The 18740-nt window shown below is 42.6% G+C and carries 9 protein-coding genes; 8 read left to right on the top strand and 1 reads right to left on the bottom strand.

What is annotated here, in order from left to right:
• The first annotated feature begins 7 nt into the window (after nt 1-7).
• The 5 genes from I8H75_04905 (at nt 8) to I8H75_04885 (ending at nt 11798) form a co-directional block, all read left to right on the top strand.
• Nucleotides 8-7633, top strand: a complete 7626-nt coding sequence (locus I8H75_04905; protein MBH2006664.1) for a DUF1566 domain-containing protein — start codon at nt 8-10, stop codon at nt 7631-7633.
• A gap of 283 nt (nt 7634-7916) precedes the next feature.
• Nucleotides 7917-8759 (top strand): DUF1566 domain-containing protein, encoded by an 843-nt coding sequence (locus I8H75_04900; GenBank protein MBH2006663.1) that lies wholly within the window; start codon nt 7917-7919, stop codon nt 8757-8759.
• A gap of 28 nt (nt 8760-8787) precedes the next feature.
• A complete protein-coding gene (locus I8H75_04895; protein MBH2006662.1) occupies nt 8788-9942 on the top strand; it encodes a DUF1566 domain-containing protein in 1155 nt (384 codons plus the stop codon).
• Nucleotides 9943-10321: 379 nt separating this feature from the next.
• Complete coding sequence (locus tag I8H75_04890; GenBank protein MBH2006661.1) at nt 10322-10873, top strand: hypothetical protein; 552 nt, start codon at nt 10322-10324, stop codon at nt 10871-10873.
• 703 nt (nt 10874-11576) lie between these two features.
• Nucleotides 11577-11798 (top strand): hypothetical protein, encoded by a 222-nt coding sequence (locus I8H75_04885; protein ID MBH2006660.1) that lies wholly within the window; start codon nt 11577-11579, stop codon nt 11796-11798.
• 414 nt (nt 11799-12212) lie between these two features.
• Here the strand turns inward: I8H75_04885 and I8H75_04880 are convergent, their stop codons facing one another.
• The gene (locus I8H75_04880; GenBank protein ID MBH2006659.1) at nt 12213-16385 is read right to left on the bottom strand and encodes a hypothetical protein; all 4173 of its coding nucleotides are present in this window, start codon (nt 16383-16385) and stop codon (nt 12213-12215) included.
• Nucleotides 16386-16853: 468 nt separating this feature from the next.
• Between I8H75_04880 and I8H75_04875 the strand changes: the two genes are divergently transcribed.
• From I8H75_04875 to I8H75_04865, 3 genes are all read left to right on the top strand, one after another.
• Nucleotides 16854-17402 carry a DUF1566 domain-containing protein gene (locus I8H75_04875; protein ID MBH2006658.1) on the top strand — a complete coding sequence of 183 codons (549 nt, stop codon included), beginning with the start codon at nt 16854-16856 and terminating at the stop codon, nt 17400-17402.
• Between the two features lie 267 nt (nt 17403-17669).
• Nucleotides 17670-18062: a hypothetical protein gene (locus tag I8H75_04870; protein MBH2006657.1), complete on the top strand. Its 393-nt coding sequence runs from the start codon at nt 17670-17672 to the stop codon at nt 18060-18062.
• 397 nt (nt 18063-18459) lie between these two features.
• Entirely contained in the window at nt 18460-18732 is a 273-nt protein-coding gene (locus I8H75_04865) for a hypothetical protein (protein MBH2006656.1), read from the top strand.
• The last annotated feature ends 8 nt before the right edge of the window (nt 18733-18740 follow it).

Genomic DNA, 18740 nt, shown 5'->3' with positions numbered 1-18740 from the left:
AGTTTTTATGCAAGTTGTACATCGTATTCTTTGTATTTTTTCTTATTTTGCCTTTCTGTCTCTGCCTGTTCAAGCGGTCTGGTCGCCACAAACCTACGGTGATGCAACGAACCAATCCGATCGTTACGTCCTTTCTTCGGATGGGTTATCTGCTTTCGATAGGTTTACCAATTTGGCTTGGACCAGGTCGAGCGGAAATCAAACTCGCGCATGGAAAGATGCCGATCGCTATTGCCAAAAGCTCTTAGGGCATCCTTGGCGTTTGCCCAAGATGACGGAGCTTCACACGCTCTTAGATTATGTTGTCGGAAGCCCTGCGAAGGGAGTTTTTGAAGATGCTGCCGGGACTCGATTTTGGTCTTCAGATGCGAGCGCCTTGTATCCTCGTTTTTATTGGGTGATGGCAGACACGGGAGAGAGTTCGCTGGAAGCGAAAAGCCAATTTGTTCGTTGCGTCAAAGGTCCGTCGGATTATGTTCAAGATAGGTATGAAAACAAAGACAATCACTATCTTCAGAAAACCAATAAACAAGTTAAAGATGAAGAGACCGAGATTGTTTGGCAAAGAGGTTATGCGATTTCAGACGATCTGAACTCACCGGATGATTTGTGCCGTTCTTTGAATTTAGGGGATTCTTCTTGGCGACTTCCAACAGTGAAAGAGTTGTTCAGTCTTGTTGAGCCCAATTCTACTTTTTATGTTAATTCAAGCGCATTTCCTAAAACAGAGAGCTGTGATCTGGGTTGGGCAAGTTCAACGCGTTATTTTTCCAAGCCGACGGATTTTTGGACGGTTTCTTTTAAACACGGTAATTTGTTGCCCAACGCAACCGAGAATGCTTGTGTTCGATGCGTAAAGTCAGGCGATAAACCTCAGAAAGAAGCATTATCGGTTTCTGCAGAGGGTTCTTTTTCGGTAGGAAGCGATGGAAGTGCTCATTACACGATTCCGTTGCAAGTGCCACCCGGCGTTCAAAATATTCAGCCTTCTCTGAGTCTTTATTACAGTTCTCAATCAAGAAACGATTATTTGGGCCTTGGCTGGTCTGTTCAAGGAATTTCGGGGATTACTCGATGTCCACAAAATTTGAAAATGGATGGATCGTTTACAGCCATCCGCCTGACGGCTGCGGATCGATTTTGTTTGGATGGTGTGCGTCTTCAAGTTGCTGATGGAACATCTTATGGTGCGGATGGTGCCGTCTACCACGCAGTGGCAGAAGGTTGGTCGAAAATAGTCTCTCATGGCTTGTGTGGCACGGGCCCCTGCTATTTTACCGTTCAAAGAAAGGATGGTACTTTTTTGGAGTACGGTCATTCAACGGATTCTGCCTATTTAGCTTCCAATGGCTCTGGGACTGTTTTTGCTTGGAGTGTGAATAAGATCCAAGATCAATTTGGTAATTATATGCTTTGGAACTACGAAAATAATGTTCCGAAAGGAGAGCACTATCTTCAGAATGTTTCTTACGGGGGCCATGTCGCAGGAATGCCTTCTAGACGTCATGTTGTTTTTCAATACGAGAATCGGCCCGATATGTTGCAAAGCTATGTCGGAGGGAGCCTTGCAACTATCTCGAAGCGTTTATCTCACATACTTACAAAAGTAGATAATTCGACAGTCCTAGATTATCGCCTTTCCTATGATATCTCAGATTGGAATGGTCGTAGTCAACTAGTGGGCATCCAACAATGCAGTGCTCAGGGTTCTTGTTTTCCGTCCACGAAGATTGAGTGGCAAACGCCAAACGGGACATGGATACCTGGCGGAAGTTTAAACGCTTTAGGGGGAGAGCTCTTTTTTGAGTGTAATTCCGGTACGTGCTTACAGGCCGTCTTAAAGGACCTGAACGGGGATGGGATTCCTGATTTTTCACCCGCGTATCGACATGCTGAGGAGGGAGGTGTCATAGACAATCGTGTCTGGTTGGGTTCCCTCTCTGGTTTTCATCAAGCCAATTGGTCTTTGCCTTATGGCGCTTATGTTTATTCCCATGATGGAAATTCAAAAGTCAGCATTCATGGGACTCTTCAGGACTTAAACGCCGATGGAGTTGCCGATTTTACTCATGCGTTTAGGCATTCTGATGGAACCATTGATAGCAACATCTACTTGGGCACCGGAACAGGTTTCTTGCAAGCCAATTGGTCTTTGCCTTATGGTGCTTATCTGTTTTCAGAAGATAGACAGGGTAATGTTACCACAAGAGGAATTTTGCAGGATCTCGATGGTGATGGAATTTCCGATTTTACGCCCGGATTTAGAGATGCCGGTGGATCTATTCATAGTGACGTTTACTTGGGTACCGGATCGGGATTTAAACCGGCCAATTGGTCATTACCTTATGGTGCTTATGTATTTCACGAAAATACGGAAGGAGTTGTCACTACTCGAGGAGTCTTGCAAGACTTGAATGGGGACGGAATTGTCGATTTTACACCTGCTTTTCGCCACAGAGACGGCAGAATTGACAATGCCATCTATCTTGGAACAGGTTTTGGTTTTGAACAGGCGGACTGGGTTTTGCCCTATTATGTATTTTATGAAGATGATAATGGTTTTGTCAGTACTCGTGGAGCTTTGCTTGATCTGAACGGCGATGGAATTATTGATTTCACGCCCGCGTTTCGTCATCGTGACGGCACGGTTGATAGTGCTGTCTACCTCGGGACGGGTTCTGGTTTTCAGCAAGCCGATTGGTCTTTACCGTATGGTGCTTTCGTATTCTCGGAAGATGCAAGCGGGGACATTACGACTCAAGGACTGTTGCAAAACCTCGATGCAGATCGGTGCGCTGATTTTAGTCATGCCTCTTATGATCAGAGCTCAGGGCAGTCTAATAATCAAATCTACATGGGTACGAGTGTTGGTTATCGAGGAAGCAATTGGTCTTTTCCGTATTCTCTTTTTAGTTTGTCAGTGTCGGATACTGGTGCAGAAACTGTCAAAGCTCAAGGAATTTTGAAGGATTTGAATGGGGATGGAAAGGTCGATTATATCGCGATTAGTACCGACGATCGGGATCAAGTAGATTTTCGATTTTTTCTAGCTGGTCCTCAACAACCCTCCTTAATATCCAAGATCACGAATCGATTGGGAGGTACTTTTTCGATTGAGTACGCATCTTTGACCGATCCATCCGTTTATACAAAGAGGCATACAGCAGTTTATCCGCAGGTAGACGTTCAAGGTAGCACGAAAGTTGTGGCTTCGGTTGCTAAAAACGATGGCCATGGTCACGTTTATAAAACTCGTTATCAATATGAAGGGGCTCAATACGATTTGCATCAACGCTCTTGGTTGGGTTATTCGACTTTTGTGCTCATTGATGAGAGTGACGGATCCTCTAATCGACGAGAGTTTAACCTCAGTGCTCCATTAACGGGCACTTTGGTGAAAGAGGCTTTTCTCTCGCCCAGTGGTACTCCTTTAAAGATAGCTCGTCATGCGTACGAGTCTCTGCCAACGCCTGGTTTTTCGGGTGTTAACCAAATATTGTTAAAGGAATCTCTCTCTGAGCAATACACGGATGCAGGTGTTTATAGTTATAGTCTCAAAAAAAGTTTTGCTCACGATGCCTATGGGAATCCAATCTACATGGCGGATTTTGGTGATCCAACTGAATCAGGAGTCGATACCTACACATACAGATCTTATATAAATAATGAATCTAGTAATCTGATAGGATTTTTGTCCGAAAATAAGATTTGCTCGACGAATGTATCCGATCCATTTACTATTTGGAATGCTTCGACGGATTTGATATGGGGCCGTGTTAATTACTACAATGGTATTGATGGAGCTCCTGAAATGACTCCGAGCGAAAACATTCATTGGGACACTTCGTTAAATACTTGGATTGGCAGCCACTATATCTATAACGACTTTGGGGGCGCCATTGTTTTATGCTCGTTAGCCGATGCTCCATGCAGTGCTTCAAATCCTCGATCAGTGCGAGCGCAATATGATGCTTTTGGTTTCACTAGTAAAATAGAGTTACCCCAGAATGCTTGGGGAAATCGCTTGGCTTTGACTTTTGTCGTAGAACCTTTTTGGGGAAGTCCTGTTTCTGTGACAGATGCTAATAATATTACGAAAGTTTATAATCGCGATGAATTTGGCCGGCAAAATGGAACCCTTGTTCTGAACCCTGAGAGAGATCTAAAGCTTGTTTTTGCTTCAGATGTCGTTCGTGATGATAATCATTCGATCTATCAAGTCGCTTGTACTCGAAATGCATGGGATGCGGACAACGTCACGCTGTGGCCTTGCAGTAAAGCTTACCTGGATGGATTCGGTCGAGTTTACTTGAGTACAAGTCCAGGCTTGACGAAAGATCAATCAATTCTAACAGAAAAAATATTTAACACAAAGGGCCAGTTACAAAATCAATCTATTCCTCGTTATAATACGGATTCATCAACTTTTTGGACTTCGTACAGTTATGATTTTCATAACAGGATTCTAGATATTCTTGGGCCTGATGGCACTAAGAGTCATTATATTTACGACGCAGTGCCTCGTCGAGTTCAGTCGATTTCTGCCTATGAAACCAGATTAGCACGCAATGCGACGATTGATCTTAATTCACGAGGTAGTACTGTTTTTAAAAGATTCGCAGATGGTTCTTCTTCTCAATATGTCTACGATCGTCTTCAGCGAACCCTTGGTTTTACCGATCCGAGTGGCTTGAAAACCAATTATACCTATGATTCTATCGGACGTATGATTGTTCGTCTGGAACCGGATACTGGGAAAACGGTTTTTAACTACAATAGTTATGGTGAGTTAGATAATAAGACCGATTCAGAAGGACAGGTTTTCTCTTATCGTTACGACGCCTTGGGTCGATTATTAACTTCGACTTTTAAGGATTTATTTGGTGAAACAGAAACAGCTTTTTATGTGTATGATGATCCGAAAAATAATTATGGTTTTGGCAGGTTAACCTCAGCGTTTACTGCGCATAGTCGGACGGACATACAGTATAATCATTTAGGATTTGTTCATCAAAAACTCGTAAATCAATCGGACATAATGTATCAATTTGATTATCTTTATGGGCCTCTTGGGGAACTTTTAAAAAGTACTTTTCCGGATGGGGAGTCTTTTTTTCATCAGTACTATCTCAACGGCTTTCTTAAAAGTACGGCTTCGGCGACTGATAATAAGACAATGTTTACCTATGATGACTATAGTGCCTTAGGTGATCTGCTCAATATCACTTATGCCAATAGTGTTCGTAGTGATTACTCTTACTTTGCGCCAGATAAAGGTGTAGGGCAGATCAGAGATTTTTCTTTTGCCAACCCAGAAGAGTTTTTAAAGCAAAGAAATTTTCAATGGGACTCTCAGCATGAAATCCAAGAGATTGATGATCCTCTCGATCCGAAATTAAATACAACGTTTACATTTAATTCACTGGGCTATTTGACTGCGGCTCAGAGTGTGGCAAATCCAGAAATCTACGATTATACTATCACGGGTAGTTTACGAAAGAAAAACAATCAAATTTTGAGTTATCGCTCTGATAGCCATCAACCACAGCTCTCTACAAACCCAAATGTCGCGTGGAATTTCTATAAAAATGGAAATATGAAAAATAAAACAGATTCAGATGGTCTGTGGAGTTACATTTATAATGGGTATAATCAGCTCAAAAAAATAACGAATGATGGAGAAGTCGTTAATCAGTTTCAGTATGATGCTTTTAAGGCGCGAATCCAAAAAATTGATTCCCAGGGAAATCGAACAGAATATATTTCTGATGAATACGAAGTCGTGAACTTTGCTGATGGAAGCAAGCAGCATACTCGTTATGTTTTTGGCCCATTGGGTAGAATGGCTGCGGTAACAGTTCTTGACGAAGGAAAGAACGGCCTTATTCAGCTGAATAGTTCTGAGGCATTTTCTGCAGGCCCACAAGGTTCCGGATATCCTGTTTCTGGAACTTATTATTATCATTACGATCATCGTTCAAGCGTTGTAGCTGTAACAGATAGTGATGGTAATACAGTGCTTTCTTTGCACTATAGTCCTTATGGTGTGCTCAACACTACTCTGTCTAAGGGTCCAGATATATTAAGATATAAATTTGGTTCTCATGAATTAGATAACGAAATTAAATATTATAACTTTGGAAGGCGTCATTATGATCCAAAAGTTGCTCAATTTATCACGCCTGATCCTTTGAGGCAATATTTTAGTCCTTATATGTATGGAGCAAATAACCCAGAGAGCTACATTGATCCGAATGGTGAATTTTCTTTTTGGGATATTTTTGCTGTATTAAGTGTGGTTATTGTACCTACAATGCTTCTAGACCCAGTAATCAGTATGGGTGCTTATTTTGGGGGTCAAGCGGTCAACCACAATTATAACCCTGCTCACTGGGATTGGAAATCCGCGAAAACCTATGAAGGGATGGTTGCTGGAGCTGCTGTTGCGGAAGCTGGTACTATAATGGGGGAAGAAGTTGGTGGTGTTCCAGGAGCAATGTTGGCAGGCGCATTTGAGAATGCTGCCTATTCGATGATGGGTGGAGGGAGCGCCAAAGACCTACTCATTTCTGCTGCAGAAGGTGCAGCTTTGAGTGCACTTATCGAAGGAGCTGGAGCTGGACTATCGGTAATTTTTTCCAGATTGAGGTCTTTGTCAGAAGTTGGTGAGGTCGCAGGAGATTCCGCCGAATTAGGCGGAGTTGAGGGCGAAACATCGGAAACGTCAGAGGAGTCTTGCTTCTTCAGTTTTCTGGAAGGCACACCTGTTTGGGCGCCTAGTGGGTTCTTATCTATTGAAAAACTGTTTCAGGGCAATGTTATTTTTGCGGAAGATGAGAATGGAAAACGTGTTCGAGCTTTGGTTAAATTGGTGACCAATCGAACGGTTTCGGAGCTTTTAGAAATAAGGTTTGGTATCGGTCCGAAGGATTTTTTGCACGTCACATCAAATCATAAATTGCATACAAGAAAAGGCTGGGTTTCTGCAGAAGATGTTACGATTGATGATCGCTTAACCGTAGAAGATGGTTTTGTTCAAGTATTAAATATCACCTTGCTTCAAGAAGGCCCTTATCGGGTCTTCAATTTAGGAGATACATTTGGGAATTACTTTGTTTCAGATCATAAATTAAAAGTGGAAGCGTCTTCGTTTGTAGACGACGTTGAGCCTCAGTTTAAAAAATATTGTGGAATCGATCCATTGACTGGCAAGAAAGTGTATAGTTTCAATCGCAGGGCAGTTTATTGGCCAGTAAAAAGACTGAGAGATGATGTTGTTATGTTCCATGAAAAAATTCCTCAAGCACAAATAAATGATAATTTAATGGTGAAATACTTTGATGAAACAGGAGAAAAGTCTGCACCATACGGTACAAAATCAACTGGATCTAAGCCTCATTCGATATTTGATATTGCTCATGGAGAGTCCGCTCACTCAGTGGGGACTATGATGCTTAAGGCAAAGCGCATGTTTACAAAGGACGAGGTTAACCGAGTTATGAAGTACCTACCTAATTTACGTTTGGAAGAATATCATTTTAATAGAAAAATGGGAGCTGCTTCCGGCTCTGGAGATCCAGCAAAAGTGAAGCAAGTAATTCTAGATGCGCTTGGTATTTCTGATTTTTCATAGAGAAGTTCGTTTTGTTTATCTTTATTTTGGATGATGATAATGATCGGTCGATTTGTTTGATATTTAGTGTGTCAGGATGGCGTTTGAGTTTTCGAAGATCTGCTTGAACCTTTCCAATGGAGTCAGAATGTTAATTTGGTATGTTAATTTTCTCAAGTTTGAAGGACAAGGCTTCGTGTGTTCCTTCGGAAAAAGATTGTTGAATAATAATTTTTGATCATCACGTGAATCTAGGTTTGTTGCGTGTTGGATTGGTTTTTAAGCCATAAAGGAGTTGGTAAATATGAGATGTTTTATTTTTGTTGTTTTTTTGAGTTCTGTGGCCGCATGGTCGGAGCCTTTTAGGCCTTGGCTAATTGCAGCCTATGGTGACACGACTAACCAAACAGACCGTTATCAAATGGGGAACGATAATACGGTCATTGATATTTATACAAATTTAATGTGGGAATCTGGATTTTTAAATGTATCCACTATAAATTTGGCTAATAAGAATTGCGTGAGTTTGTTTAAAAATGGCTATTCAGACTGGCGAGTACCAACGGTCCACGAGATTCAGTCTTTGCTCGATTATGTCAATGCACCTGGTATTAACGAGGATTATTTTACTTCACTTCCAAGCAACGAAAGCGTGCTCGTTACTTCTTCCTCCAGTCTTCAGCCTACTGATTTGGTGTTGGTCGTTCAGCAGCAAACGCGATCAATATCTTCGCAGTATCCCCCAGATATGAATGTTCGTTGTGTTCGTGGTCCCCAAAGAACTGCTCCGCTAGATCGCTATACGAAATTTCAGTATGCTGATAAGAACTTTGTAAAGGATCAGGCAACAGGTATCGGTTGGATGACAGAGTCGAGTGCTATTTGGTTCTGTGATCAAGCCGTTGACCTTTCTCAGGTGTGGACACCGACAATCAAAGCACTTTTTTCTCTTTTTAATCAGAGTAATTCCCCTTTGATAGACGAGGCTGTTTTCAGCCTTCCTTCTATGCTTTATCTTGGATCTTCAACCCCTGTTGCAGGTGAAAACGGTTATCTCTGGGCAATAGATGGCTCGACAGGTCTTTTTCAGACAGTGCCGCTGCTAGGTCCTGCAATGGCTTATTGTGCCACAGTACAGTTAGATTAGTGAGTAAAAATTTAGCATAGGAGATTTTATGAATCGTTTTTTTGTTCGTTTAAGTTTAGTTTTCTTTCCTTTTCTAGTTTATGCCGATGACAGCGTGATTTGTTCTAAGTTGCAAAATATGTCTGTCTCTACGGGTAAGCTTTCGCCGTCTTTTCCGAATGCTTCAGAAACTCTTTGTTGTGAGCTTTGTAGCCAAAATAGCCAATGTGCTTCAGCGATCTTGTTAGATGGAAATTGTACCCTTTACGATTCAATTAATTTTGAAGTAGCTAGCAGTGGAATCTTGTTCTTGCCGAGTGCGGTTACTCAGGCATCCACGGCTGTTCCCACGACAACAGAAATTCCATCGCCCGCGCCGCGTTCTTCCAATGGTCTATTTGCGGCTTGGAGCCGAACGGGAGGTACTTATGAAGATAGTACCGACCAGCCAGCTCGTTATGCTGTGTGGGATGGCGTAGTGACGGATTCTTTAACATCGATGCAGTGGGAAGAGCTTGAAAGTACCCAAGGCATGAATTGGTCCACGGCATTCAGTTATTGCTCTGCTTGCAAAACAGGCGGTTTGACGGGCTGGCGTTTGCCTAACATAGGCGAATTGCAAACATTACTTGATTATACGGTGCATGGGCCTATACCCGTCAATACCCGAGTGTTTCAAAATGTGAGTGCTTCGGATGTTTGGTCTTCGACGGCCGATATGGGTCAATATTCTTATTCATGGATGGTGCAGTTTGGGCTAAGTGGAATGATCAATTTCGACTCTGTGAGTACACCAGATCAAGTTCGCTGCGTACGATCTCTTTATCCAACACCTCTCGCAAATCGATATAGCATTAGTTCGGGTGTTGTCAGCGATATCGTGACGGGGTTAAACTGGCAGCAACACGCTTCCAAACAAACTTTTGTGTACTCAAATGCGAAGCTTTACTGCCAGAACTTAGATCTGGGGGGTGTAAGTGTTGCTTGGCGTTTGCCGACAGTGAAGGAGTTATCGACTTTGCTGGATTACGATGTTTCTTCCGGGGGATTGATGATGGATCCTGCTGTTTTCAATGCGGAAGAATCGGGTTTGTATTGGTCTTCGACGATTGCAGGTAGTGGATTTTGGGCTGTTGATTTTCAATATGGTTCTATCATTGGATACGTTTCTGGAAGTATGTTATTGGTTCGCTGCGTAAATTAGCAGAAATTATTGCCGATTGTGTTTTTCAGGCTTTTTACGCATCCCGGCTTCTAGCCGGGGTGCTCTGTTGTTAGACGCATGGCTTGCGCCGCTTAGAGGATGAGCGGGAGGCTCGTACGTTCGATGCAGAGTGAGCGGGCTTTGCCCAAAGCGGATGAGCCAGTCAAATTTTTCTGAATAGCTCTTGACGATCTTGATGTTTCTGGCATGTATGGAATCTGAGAAATGGTTCTTTAACAAAAAGTGAGAGGGTGAAAAGACCAGTCGACGAGAATGTCATCTTAACAGGCAGACTAAAAAAGATTTTGAATCTGGAGATCGGATGAAAATAAAATGGATGCTGGGTGCATTTTACCTGTTTCAAATAACTTAAAGGAGTATGAGGAATATGATTCAAAAAGGTGTTTTTCTTGTTTTTATTTCGTCGTTAGCTTTCGGGCAGATGATGGGGAGCAGTGGGATGGGTGTGTTATTGGGTGTGCCAATGGGAGATTTGACCCTTCAAAGGTCCACTTGGACTTCGGCTATGCGGGTCAACCCATTTCAGGAGATTGGTGATTGGTATACAGGTCCTCGAGAACTTGAAGTTCCAAGACTTGAATGGCAGCTTGATCGAGGAAATGCACCGAGGATGGCTTTTTCAGAAGCTCAAGCCTATGCAGCTAGTCAATCGGCAGAAGGGTGGCGGTTGCCGACAATTTGGGAATTAGAGGCACTCTATCGACAGCAAGAAGTGTTAAACGGCGATTTGAATGGTGGCTTCGAAGAAAGCCTGTTGGACAATAATTTTTGGTCGCTAACAGCAGCGGATGATGAATCTGAGTATATTTGGAATCTTGATTTTCTGCTCGAGCCTAATCATGAAGAACGCGTGGACAATTGTTTCCACGAACTAGAATTACGTGTCAGGTTGGTGCGTAATGCCAGATAAAAGAGCCTGAAGATCGGGTCGAATGTTTTTGGCGGAGAAGGGTCAGGCTTGTCCTGTTCCTCTCGGCCTCTTGCTGGGGTCTTAGGGATTCCCGGCGAAATAAATTCTGGTGTTTAGACGCACTGTAATGAATGGGTTTCTAAATTACTTTCGTAAACTTTGGAGCTTGTTGCCAAGAAAATCAAAACGCGATCCACCCAAGGAATGAAATCGCTTTCTAGTTCAGGCCGAAAGCAGCTATCGCCCTCGGCACTCATTCAAGCTTGCTACCTCTATTTCTTGACTCAGTTTCCAATTTTTAAAAGCCTTGTATCGAGTCCAAAATCCCCCTTGTGACACTACCCTACGCGAACGCTTAGATGAGTTCTCTCCCAACGAGGCATCTTCAAAATCCTCTTCGCTTTTGCCCAGCGGGGCAAGATAGTGTAATCTTACCTCTTCTGGAACCAGCACTATCTTCTCTGCGTGGCTGGCAGCGGACATCATACCTTCTCCAAAGTTTTCTGCGATAATTGCTGTGTCAAGCAGCTCGAAAGTGGTCAAAAGATCGATATCACCACGTATTGTGTGGTGTTTTGGTCCATCCTCATCAAAAGCAAGTCATTCCCTTGGCTCCGGAGGCAGTTCAGAAGTTTGAGATCTTGACCAAAAACGATTGTGAACAACGAGCGGCAGAGCACCTTTTGAGAGATTTTAGACGAGAATGCTTGCATTTAAAGCAGTGGTGACGGAAGATGGTCTGTACGCGACCGGCAAGCATCTGGAACTGCTTCAAGAATTGGATTTGAAATTTATCATTACCGCAAAGCCTGGGAATCTATGCCTGCTTTACGACTGGATCAAGCCCTCTTTGCTCACGGAGGTAGTTCGCTGCCATCCAGGAGTCACCCAGCGTTATCGCTTCCTGGATCAAGTGCGCCTTTAAACGACACTTTCTTCGAGAGAAAAGTGAATTTTTTAGAATACGATTTGCAACTGTTTCCGGGAGCTATTGTTACGTGGCCTCTGAATGCAGAAATCGATTACTCGCTAGGAAACTGTCTTGAAACAAATAGATGGGTTACCTCGTATAGTTTTGGTGACCCATCTTTTGGCTTCTTGAACCAACAAGATTTCGACAGGGATCTCCCAGGGTTTTCAAAAGTTCCGACTGCTCGGTGTGTCTCCGGAACCGGAGAATCGATTTTTGAACCTCCTATCTTTGCCCAAACAAGCCGCAATCATCCAACAAGATTTGAATGGCACTGAAGGCTTTAATTTGCAAAAACTCCTTGAAGTGAAGGATAGAGTTTTGCAGGAACGCGAAATTTAGGGGGGGCAGTGCCATATCCCAGCTTCATTAATGCATGGATAGAGTGAACGATACCCACATCTCAACAAGTTCTGAAATCTGTTCAGAAGTCATAGCATTAAAATAATCTGATTGGTTAAAACGGACTAAAAGACTCCAATCTCCCAAATAGCTATAGGGAATATAATCCTTATTCGCTCCTAAACTTGGATCAACCAGCAGATCGGAAGGAATAGGGCCGTTAAGGTCAACCAGTTTTGCTGCTCGGCCATTCCATTCCATGGGTACTCGAGTAAATTCATGTATAGCTTGTTCTTTTCCTAGAAACCGACACTTGCCATCGTGGCGAACATCGTACACGATCGCTTGCATGAGTTGTTCATTCATTTCTCTTTTTATTTTAATCGTAATCTGAATTGCAGTAACGCCAACGTTGAGATGCCCGGGTTCAACATCATGCTCGTCGATTTCAAGCTTGATAGGTTGATTGTTCGCTAATGTTTGAATTTGTATTTTTGAAAGAGGATGTATTTTATTAGCATGAACTTTTTCTCGCCCCCAGTCATCCTTGCGCGCAAGCTTGTCATTTTCAATGTCTGAGGCTATTTTATTAATAGCATTCGATACGCTATCAAAAAGGTTCGTCTGCAATCCTAGGTATGGAATTATGTCGAAATTAGTTAAATAAATATATTCCAATGATCTCTTGTAGCGATAGAGAGTAAATAGTGCTCTTTCTGCTCCAAAATGCGCCGCGCGCTGCACTAACTGCTTATTATAAGCCACTCTGTTGGCAAGAGCAGAACTGTCTTTTAGCTGAGCATCAATACTGATGATTTGAGCATCCAATCCCGCAGCATCGTTCATCATCTTAAGCACTGTACCCAAAATGGAGACAAGTTGAACTTCATCTTCGCACAGTGCTTTGACGGTATCCAGCAATTCACGGGCAGCTTTACGAACAGAATCCGCCGATAACAGCGAACTATGAGAAACCCCACTTTGATTTAAGATTTCCCCTATTTTATCGGCTAAATCAGTTACAGAAACAGAAAATTCTGGTTGCCACGCTACACTTGTTGGGAGATTCGTTTCAGAATCAAGAACGGAAGAGATATTCCTCCAGCCATCTCTAACCTTATTCAGCAGATCTTTTCCTCTTTCTTGATGCGCAGTAATCCGATTTTTAGCTTTCCTTATATTGGAGGCTAAGGTACTAAAGTTTTGGTTTTTCAAAGAGTTTAGTAGACTTTTAGGATTTAATTCATCGACAAATTGATTCAGTTTTTTCTGATCGAATAATTTTGGAAGTTCATTCAGTGCTAGCTTCTGAAACAGGCCTCCAACATCCAGGAGGCTAGTCGCATGAGAGATGAAACGAACAGCTTTCGACCAGAATGACGGTCTTTTTTGACGAGACCTTTCCTCTTGAATAGTTTGAACTTCATTAGAAAATTGTTGAAAGGAAGATTCGAAGGTGCTTTGAAGTTTGGGTAAGATTTTGTGATTCTTCTCGTTGCGTTCCCAGATGTCGCGATGGCTGTTCACCAGCGATGAGATACTTGTTTTTTGATGTAACCTTTCTTTTTGCAACTGTTTTTGAATGCTACCTAATCTCTTAGCTTCACCGCGTGTGCTTTTCGTATCCCAATCCAAAATTTGTTTATGCCATTCTTGCAAAGAGCTCTGAGTTTCTCGAAAAGCTTCCGCTAATATTTGCGGAGACAATGAAGAAATGGGTAGATCGGTTAAGCGTTGAAAGTAAGATACACCGGAACCCAGAAAGAGCGGTGCAAGAGAGGCAGAAGCATATTGGTTTAAATCACAATACAAAGAAGAAGGCCTGATCTGGCAGCACTTATCCGATATTTGTTCTATTTCTTGTAATGCAGTAATCCATTTTTCAGAGTTTTCGGTCTGATTTTTTTGAGGGTCAAAAGCTATGAAATCAAGCATCAGAGCAAGGCGTGTATTCTGGATTGCTTCCAATAACACATCTGTCGACGGGCACATCGCAGCAAGCTTCTCAGTGGCTGGATTTTCCAGCACAATGCTGCTGCCAGCTTGACCCGTTACACCATCTTGCCCAGCGGGTCCTGTTTCGCCTTTCTTACCCTTGCTTCCAGATTGAGCCACGGGTTTACCTTTTTCTTTACACCTGCACTCCCATTCCCATCGATGAAATCCGCATCTCTCTTTTGTGCAGCAACCTACACCGCCCAAGCCCTCATCACCCCCGTTACCCCCATCGCCTCCGGCTCCGCCCATCGCAAAAAATCCCCCCTGATTCAGAGCGTGGATCACAAATGAAAACTCTTGACCGGGTAACAGGACTTCTATGGCTCCGCCTGCTCCCCCATTTCCACCTCTTCCCCCGGATGCGCCAGCATCTCCATTTTCTCCATCGCCACCTGGCGACCCATTATTACAATAACCGCAATTAGGACAACCTGGAGAAGCACCTGGTTTGCCATGAGCGCCAGGTTTTCCACTTCCACCATCTTGTCCACGCGTTCCATGGCCTCCATAAGAAATCAATTGGAGCTCCCCGTCACCCACTAAGCTCCAAACCAGTACGCTGACATTTCCACCCGGCTTTCCGTCAAAGCCATCTATCCCATTTGTCCCCAGCTTAGCTGGCGCCAGTATACTCAAATCTGCCTGGGTTTCCGGAGCTGAAACATTCAAAATAGAAACTCCGGGACCTTTCTCCAGTCTCACCGATTTAATGTTAATATTTTTCCCTTCACAGATCCAATTGTCTATTTTTATTGTGTGCACATTAATTTCAATTTTGGTAATATTATCGAAACAATATTTTGAGTCATTCAAGTGCTCATATTGACCATGAAGTGAAAGTAAATCATTGTTGAAATCAAGCGTAACAGGGAAAAGCCACTCCTTTTCGTCTACTTTCAAATCACGAAATCGACTTGTTAGTGCAACGAGGTTCGATTGTTCGCCTTCGCTGATTAAAAATGGGCCTTGTTTTTTGTTAAGCCTCGCAGGAGCGGTGTCAGACAGATCTCTTGCTAATTGCGAAATATGATTCTTTGCATATTGCATTAATTTTTTTTCTGATTTTGTAGTAGATGCCTGCACATTGCAAACATCGCCTAGAACTGAAAAAACAATTTCTTTTAGTTTCTCTTCCAGAGCATTTTGGTCAGATTCGAACGAATAGCGTATTTTCCTAAGATTGGATTTAATATTTTCTAGTTCATATTGAAAACGTTCTGATTTTAAGGCTTCTTCACAGCCTAATAAATCTCCGCAAGCATTGGAATCAGATTCTTGCAGTATCTCCAGCAAGCTAACCAGTGAACTCAAAGTACAAAGTCCGTTGGATTGTGACAGTATTGGAAGCAAATCATCTTTCAAGTAAGCGGTGAAAAAATCCTTAAATTTAGGTTCAGCGTGCTCAGTAAAATTCGCATCTGGCGGAAGTATTCCCCAGTTTCTAAGTGCGTATGGAAAAACGAACTGTTTTACCTGGAAAATATCATGCAGCGTCTTGTTCTTCTTGAGTTGCTCTGATCTAAGTGGATTGTCATTAGATGTTAGAGAGCAAACTTCTCGATTGCCATTACAAAAACCTAAAGAGCGTTTACAGCAGCCGTCAAAGTAGTTTACGTGGAGATAGGGTTTTACGGGAGCATTTCTAGTGACATTGGTTAAAGAACGCATCATCGTGAAGAAATCATCAATCCCTAGTTTTTCGCGTGCCGGATACAAAACCAAAGAACTGAGAGATTGAGCCGCAGCAAAAAAATTACATCCAGTTGCAGTCAAATCACCTGCTCCTTCTGTGTCCATAAAGTAGATATCTGGGCAGTCTGCTTTCGTGCAGCCACATTGATCCGGATCAATGCCGTGAGCCTGTGCCAGATCCACACAGTCAATAGGTTTTCGATTTATCCATAAACCTACTGTCGTTGCTTCATCTTGGTTACGGGCCTCAAACGCGGGATAACAGTCCATAATGGAGTTAAACATCGTACTTTTAGCATTTCCAGGTTTACCTCGATTGGTTAAAATGACGATTGGACGATTACGGTATTCCGACAGGTTCTTCAGTTCAGTTAAAGCTGCCTGTTGAACATGACCACTCGAGTCAATTAGTTGAAAAGTATCGCACCAAAAATGCCTCTCAGCCAATAATGCACCAGCATTGCCGATAAAAAAAATAGACGAAATCACAGAACGAGATAGCAAATTCATCACAAAGCTCCTGTGCCTCAATTGTATGAGTTATCGCCTTCTGCATATGATCGATGATTCTTAGACGCAATGTATTTTTTCAAATTGCCTTGCCTTACGACGTGGCAATTATTCTTTTTTAACTCAGTCGCGAACCTTGAGATGACGGTGTAAAGTAATTAAAATGAGTTATCTGAATTTTTTTTGTTGTTTTGAATTCTGTATTTATGTGGTTGTGTATCACTTGAACTGTCTCTCAGCCGAGTGAACCACTCAAATTTTTCTGAATGGCATAGCTCTTGACGATCTTGATGTTTATGACATGTATCGGATCTGAGAAATGGTTCTTTGATAAAAAGTGAAAAGGCCAGGCTGTCAAGATGTCATCTTAATGGGAAAAATAAAAAGATCCTGAACCTGGTAATCTATCCAATGAAAGTGAAACAGGTGCTGGATTGATTTTGCTTATTTCAAATAATTTAAAGGAGTATGAGTCATATGATTAAAAAAGGTATTTTTTTCTTTTTCCTCTCATCTTTGGTTTTTGGGCAGATGATGGGGAGCGGCGGAGTGGGTATGGTGTTTAATCTTCCAGTGCAAGACCTGAGTCTTCAAGAGTCCTCTCAGACTTCAGCCATGCGAGTTAATCCCTTTCAAGGGTTTGGTGATTGGTATAGGGGGGCTCGAGAAATCGAGGTTCCAGAGCTTGAATGGGAGCTTAACCGAGCGAATTCAGAGGGAATGACTTTTCAAGAAGCCGAAGTTTATGCGGCGAGTCGGGCAGCTGAAGGCTGGCGATTACCGACAATTTGGGAGTTGGAAGCGCTTTATCAACAACAGGAAGTGTTAGCCGGAGATTTGAGTGATGACATGTATGAAGATGTTATGACGGGTGCTTTTTGGTCTGAAACGGAAATTCGTTCTGGACATTACTATATGTACATTAAATTTGGTCTTGAGTGCGACGGTGAAGACCGCATTGATAATTGTTATGTTGGATTGCGTCTTCGAGTTAGATTGGTTCGTGATGTTAGGTGAGTTTAGAAATAAGGTATTTTTTTAGGTTTCCTAATTCTTTGATCAAAATCTTTTACGCCTTGGAAAATAGCCTCCTATAAAGATGTGACCAATCAAACAGGTTGTTCAAATAGGGATGGGAGTTTTTATTTAAAGACCCTGGTCTTTGGACTGGGTTTTCAGCTCGAACGCGATGTGGAGTCGTATGTGATTCGAAGATATATTTTCTTGTTTTTTGTTTCGTCGCCTATTCTTAGCCAGATGAGTGTGAGGGCTGGTGGAATTGGTATGATTCGGGGAATTTTTACCTCTACATTAATTTCTACCCACATGAATAGAGGTGTCCAGATGCTCGGAAATTTTTCAACCCAGTCTGCTAATGCGAATAACATAGCTCGAACCTTACCAATGCTAGTAAATCCGTTATCACATCTTGGGGGTTGGTATACAGGTCCTCGAGAACTTGAGATTCCAGAGCTTGAATGGGCACTCAATCGAGGAGACTCAGAGCAGATGACTTTTCAAGAAGCTCAAGTTTATGCGGCCAGTCGATCAGCCGAGGGGTGGCGACTGCCAATGATTTGGGAGTTAGAAGCACTTCATCGACAGTCAGAGGTATTGAATGGAGATTTGAGTGATGACTTCGACGAGGATCAACAGGCTCTATTTTTTGGTCTGTAACAGCAGTTTCCAGTGGTCATTATGATCGGTACGCTTGGTACATTGATTTTTTTCGTGAAGATGACGATATAAGACGCATCGATAGTTGTAATAAAATGCTGTCATTGCGTGTCAGATTGGTCCGTAATGCTAGGTAAAAGAACTTAATGGGGGTGTCGACTGCTTTCAACGAAAGAAGAACCAGGCTTGTGCCGTTCTTCTATGGCTCTTGCTGGCGGTTCGAATCTGTGGGTGATGGTTTTTAGGTCTGTTATTTTTATAATCAGGAGTCGTGTATGATTCGAAGATATATTTTCTTATTTTTTGTTTCATCGTCTGTTTTTAGTCAAATGAGCATGAGGGCTGGTGGAATTGGTATGATTCGAGAAAGTCTTACTTCATCGTTTTTTTTAGTCGTATGAGTACCTATAGGCCTGCGAATTCTTCAACTCCGCTTGCTAGTTCGCATGATGTAGCTCGAACCTTGCCAATCCGAGTTAATCCAGCTCGAGGGTTTGGTGATTGGTATGTAGGTCCTCGAGAACTCGAAGTTCCAGAGCTTGAATGGGCACTCAATCGAGGAGGCTCAGTGATGATGAGTATTCAAGAAGCTCAAGCTTACGCAGCCAATCAGGCAGCTGAAGGATGGCGACTGCCAACACTTTGGGAGTTAGAAGCGCTCTATCAGTAGCAAGAAGT

This window comes from Myxococcaceae bacterium, assembly GCA_016000045.1.
Taxonomy (GTDB): domain Bacteria; phylum Myxococcota; class UBA727; order UBA727; family JABDBI01; genus AER2-1.
This window is presented reverse-complemented; position numbering and strand designations above follow the sequence as displayed.

Coding starts and splice junctions, on each gene's coding strand:
- I8H75_04900 (MBH2006663.1), top strand. CDS start 7,917: ATGAGATGTTTTATTTTTGTTGTTTTTTTGAGTTCTGTGGCCGCATGG.
- I8H75_04885 (MBH2006660.1), top strand. CDS start 11,577: ATGCTTGCATTTAAAGCAGTGGTGACGGAAGATGGTCTGTACGCGACC.
- I8H75_04905 (MBH2006664.1), top strand. CDS start 8: ATGCAAGTTGTACATCGTATTCTTTGTATTTTTTCTTATTTTGCCTTT.
- I8H75_04880 (MBH2006659.1), bottom strand. CDS start 16,385: ATGAATTTGCTATCTCGTTCTGTGATTTCGTCTATTTTTTTTATCGGC.
- I8H75_04890 (MBH2006661.1), top strand. CDS start 10,322: ATGAGGAATATGATTCAAAAAGGTGTTTTTCTTGTTTTTATTTCGTCG.
- I8H75_04875 (MBH2006658.1), top strand. CDS start 16,854: ATGAGTCATATGATTAAAAAAGGTATTTTTTTCTTTTTCCTCTCATCT.
- I8H75_04870 (MBH2006657.1), top strand. CDS start 17,670: ATGATTCGGGGAATTTTTACCTCTACATTAATTTCTACCCACATGAAT.
- I8H75_04865 (MBH2006656.1), top strand. CDS start 18,460: ATGAGTACCTATAGGCCTGCGAATTCTTCAACTCCGCTTGCTAGTTCG.
- I8H75_04895 (MBH2006662.1), top strand. CDS start 8,788: ATGAATCGTTTTTTTGTTCGTTTAAGTTTAGTTTTCTTTCCTTTTCTA.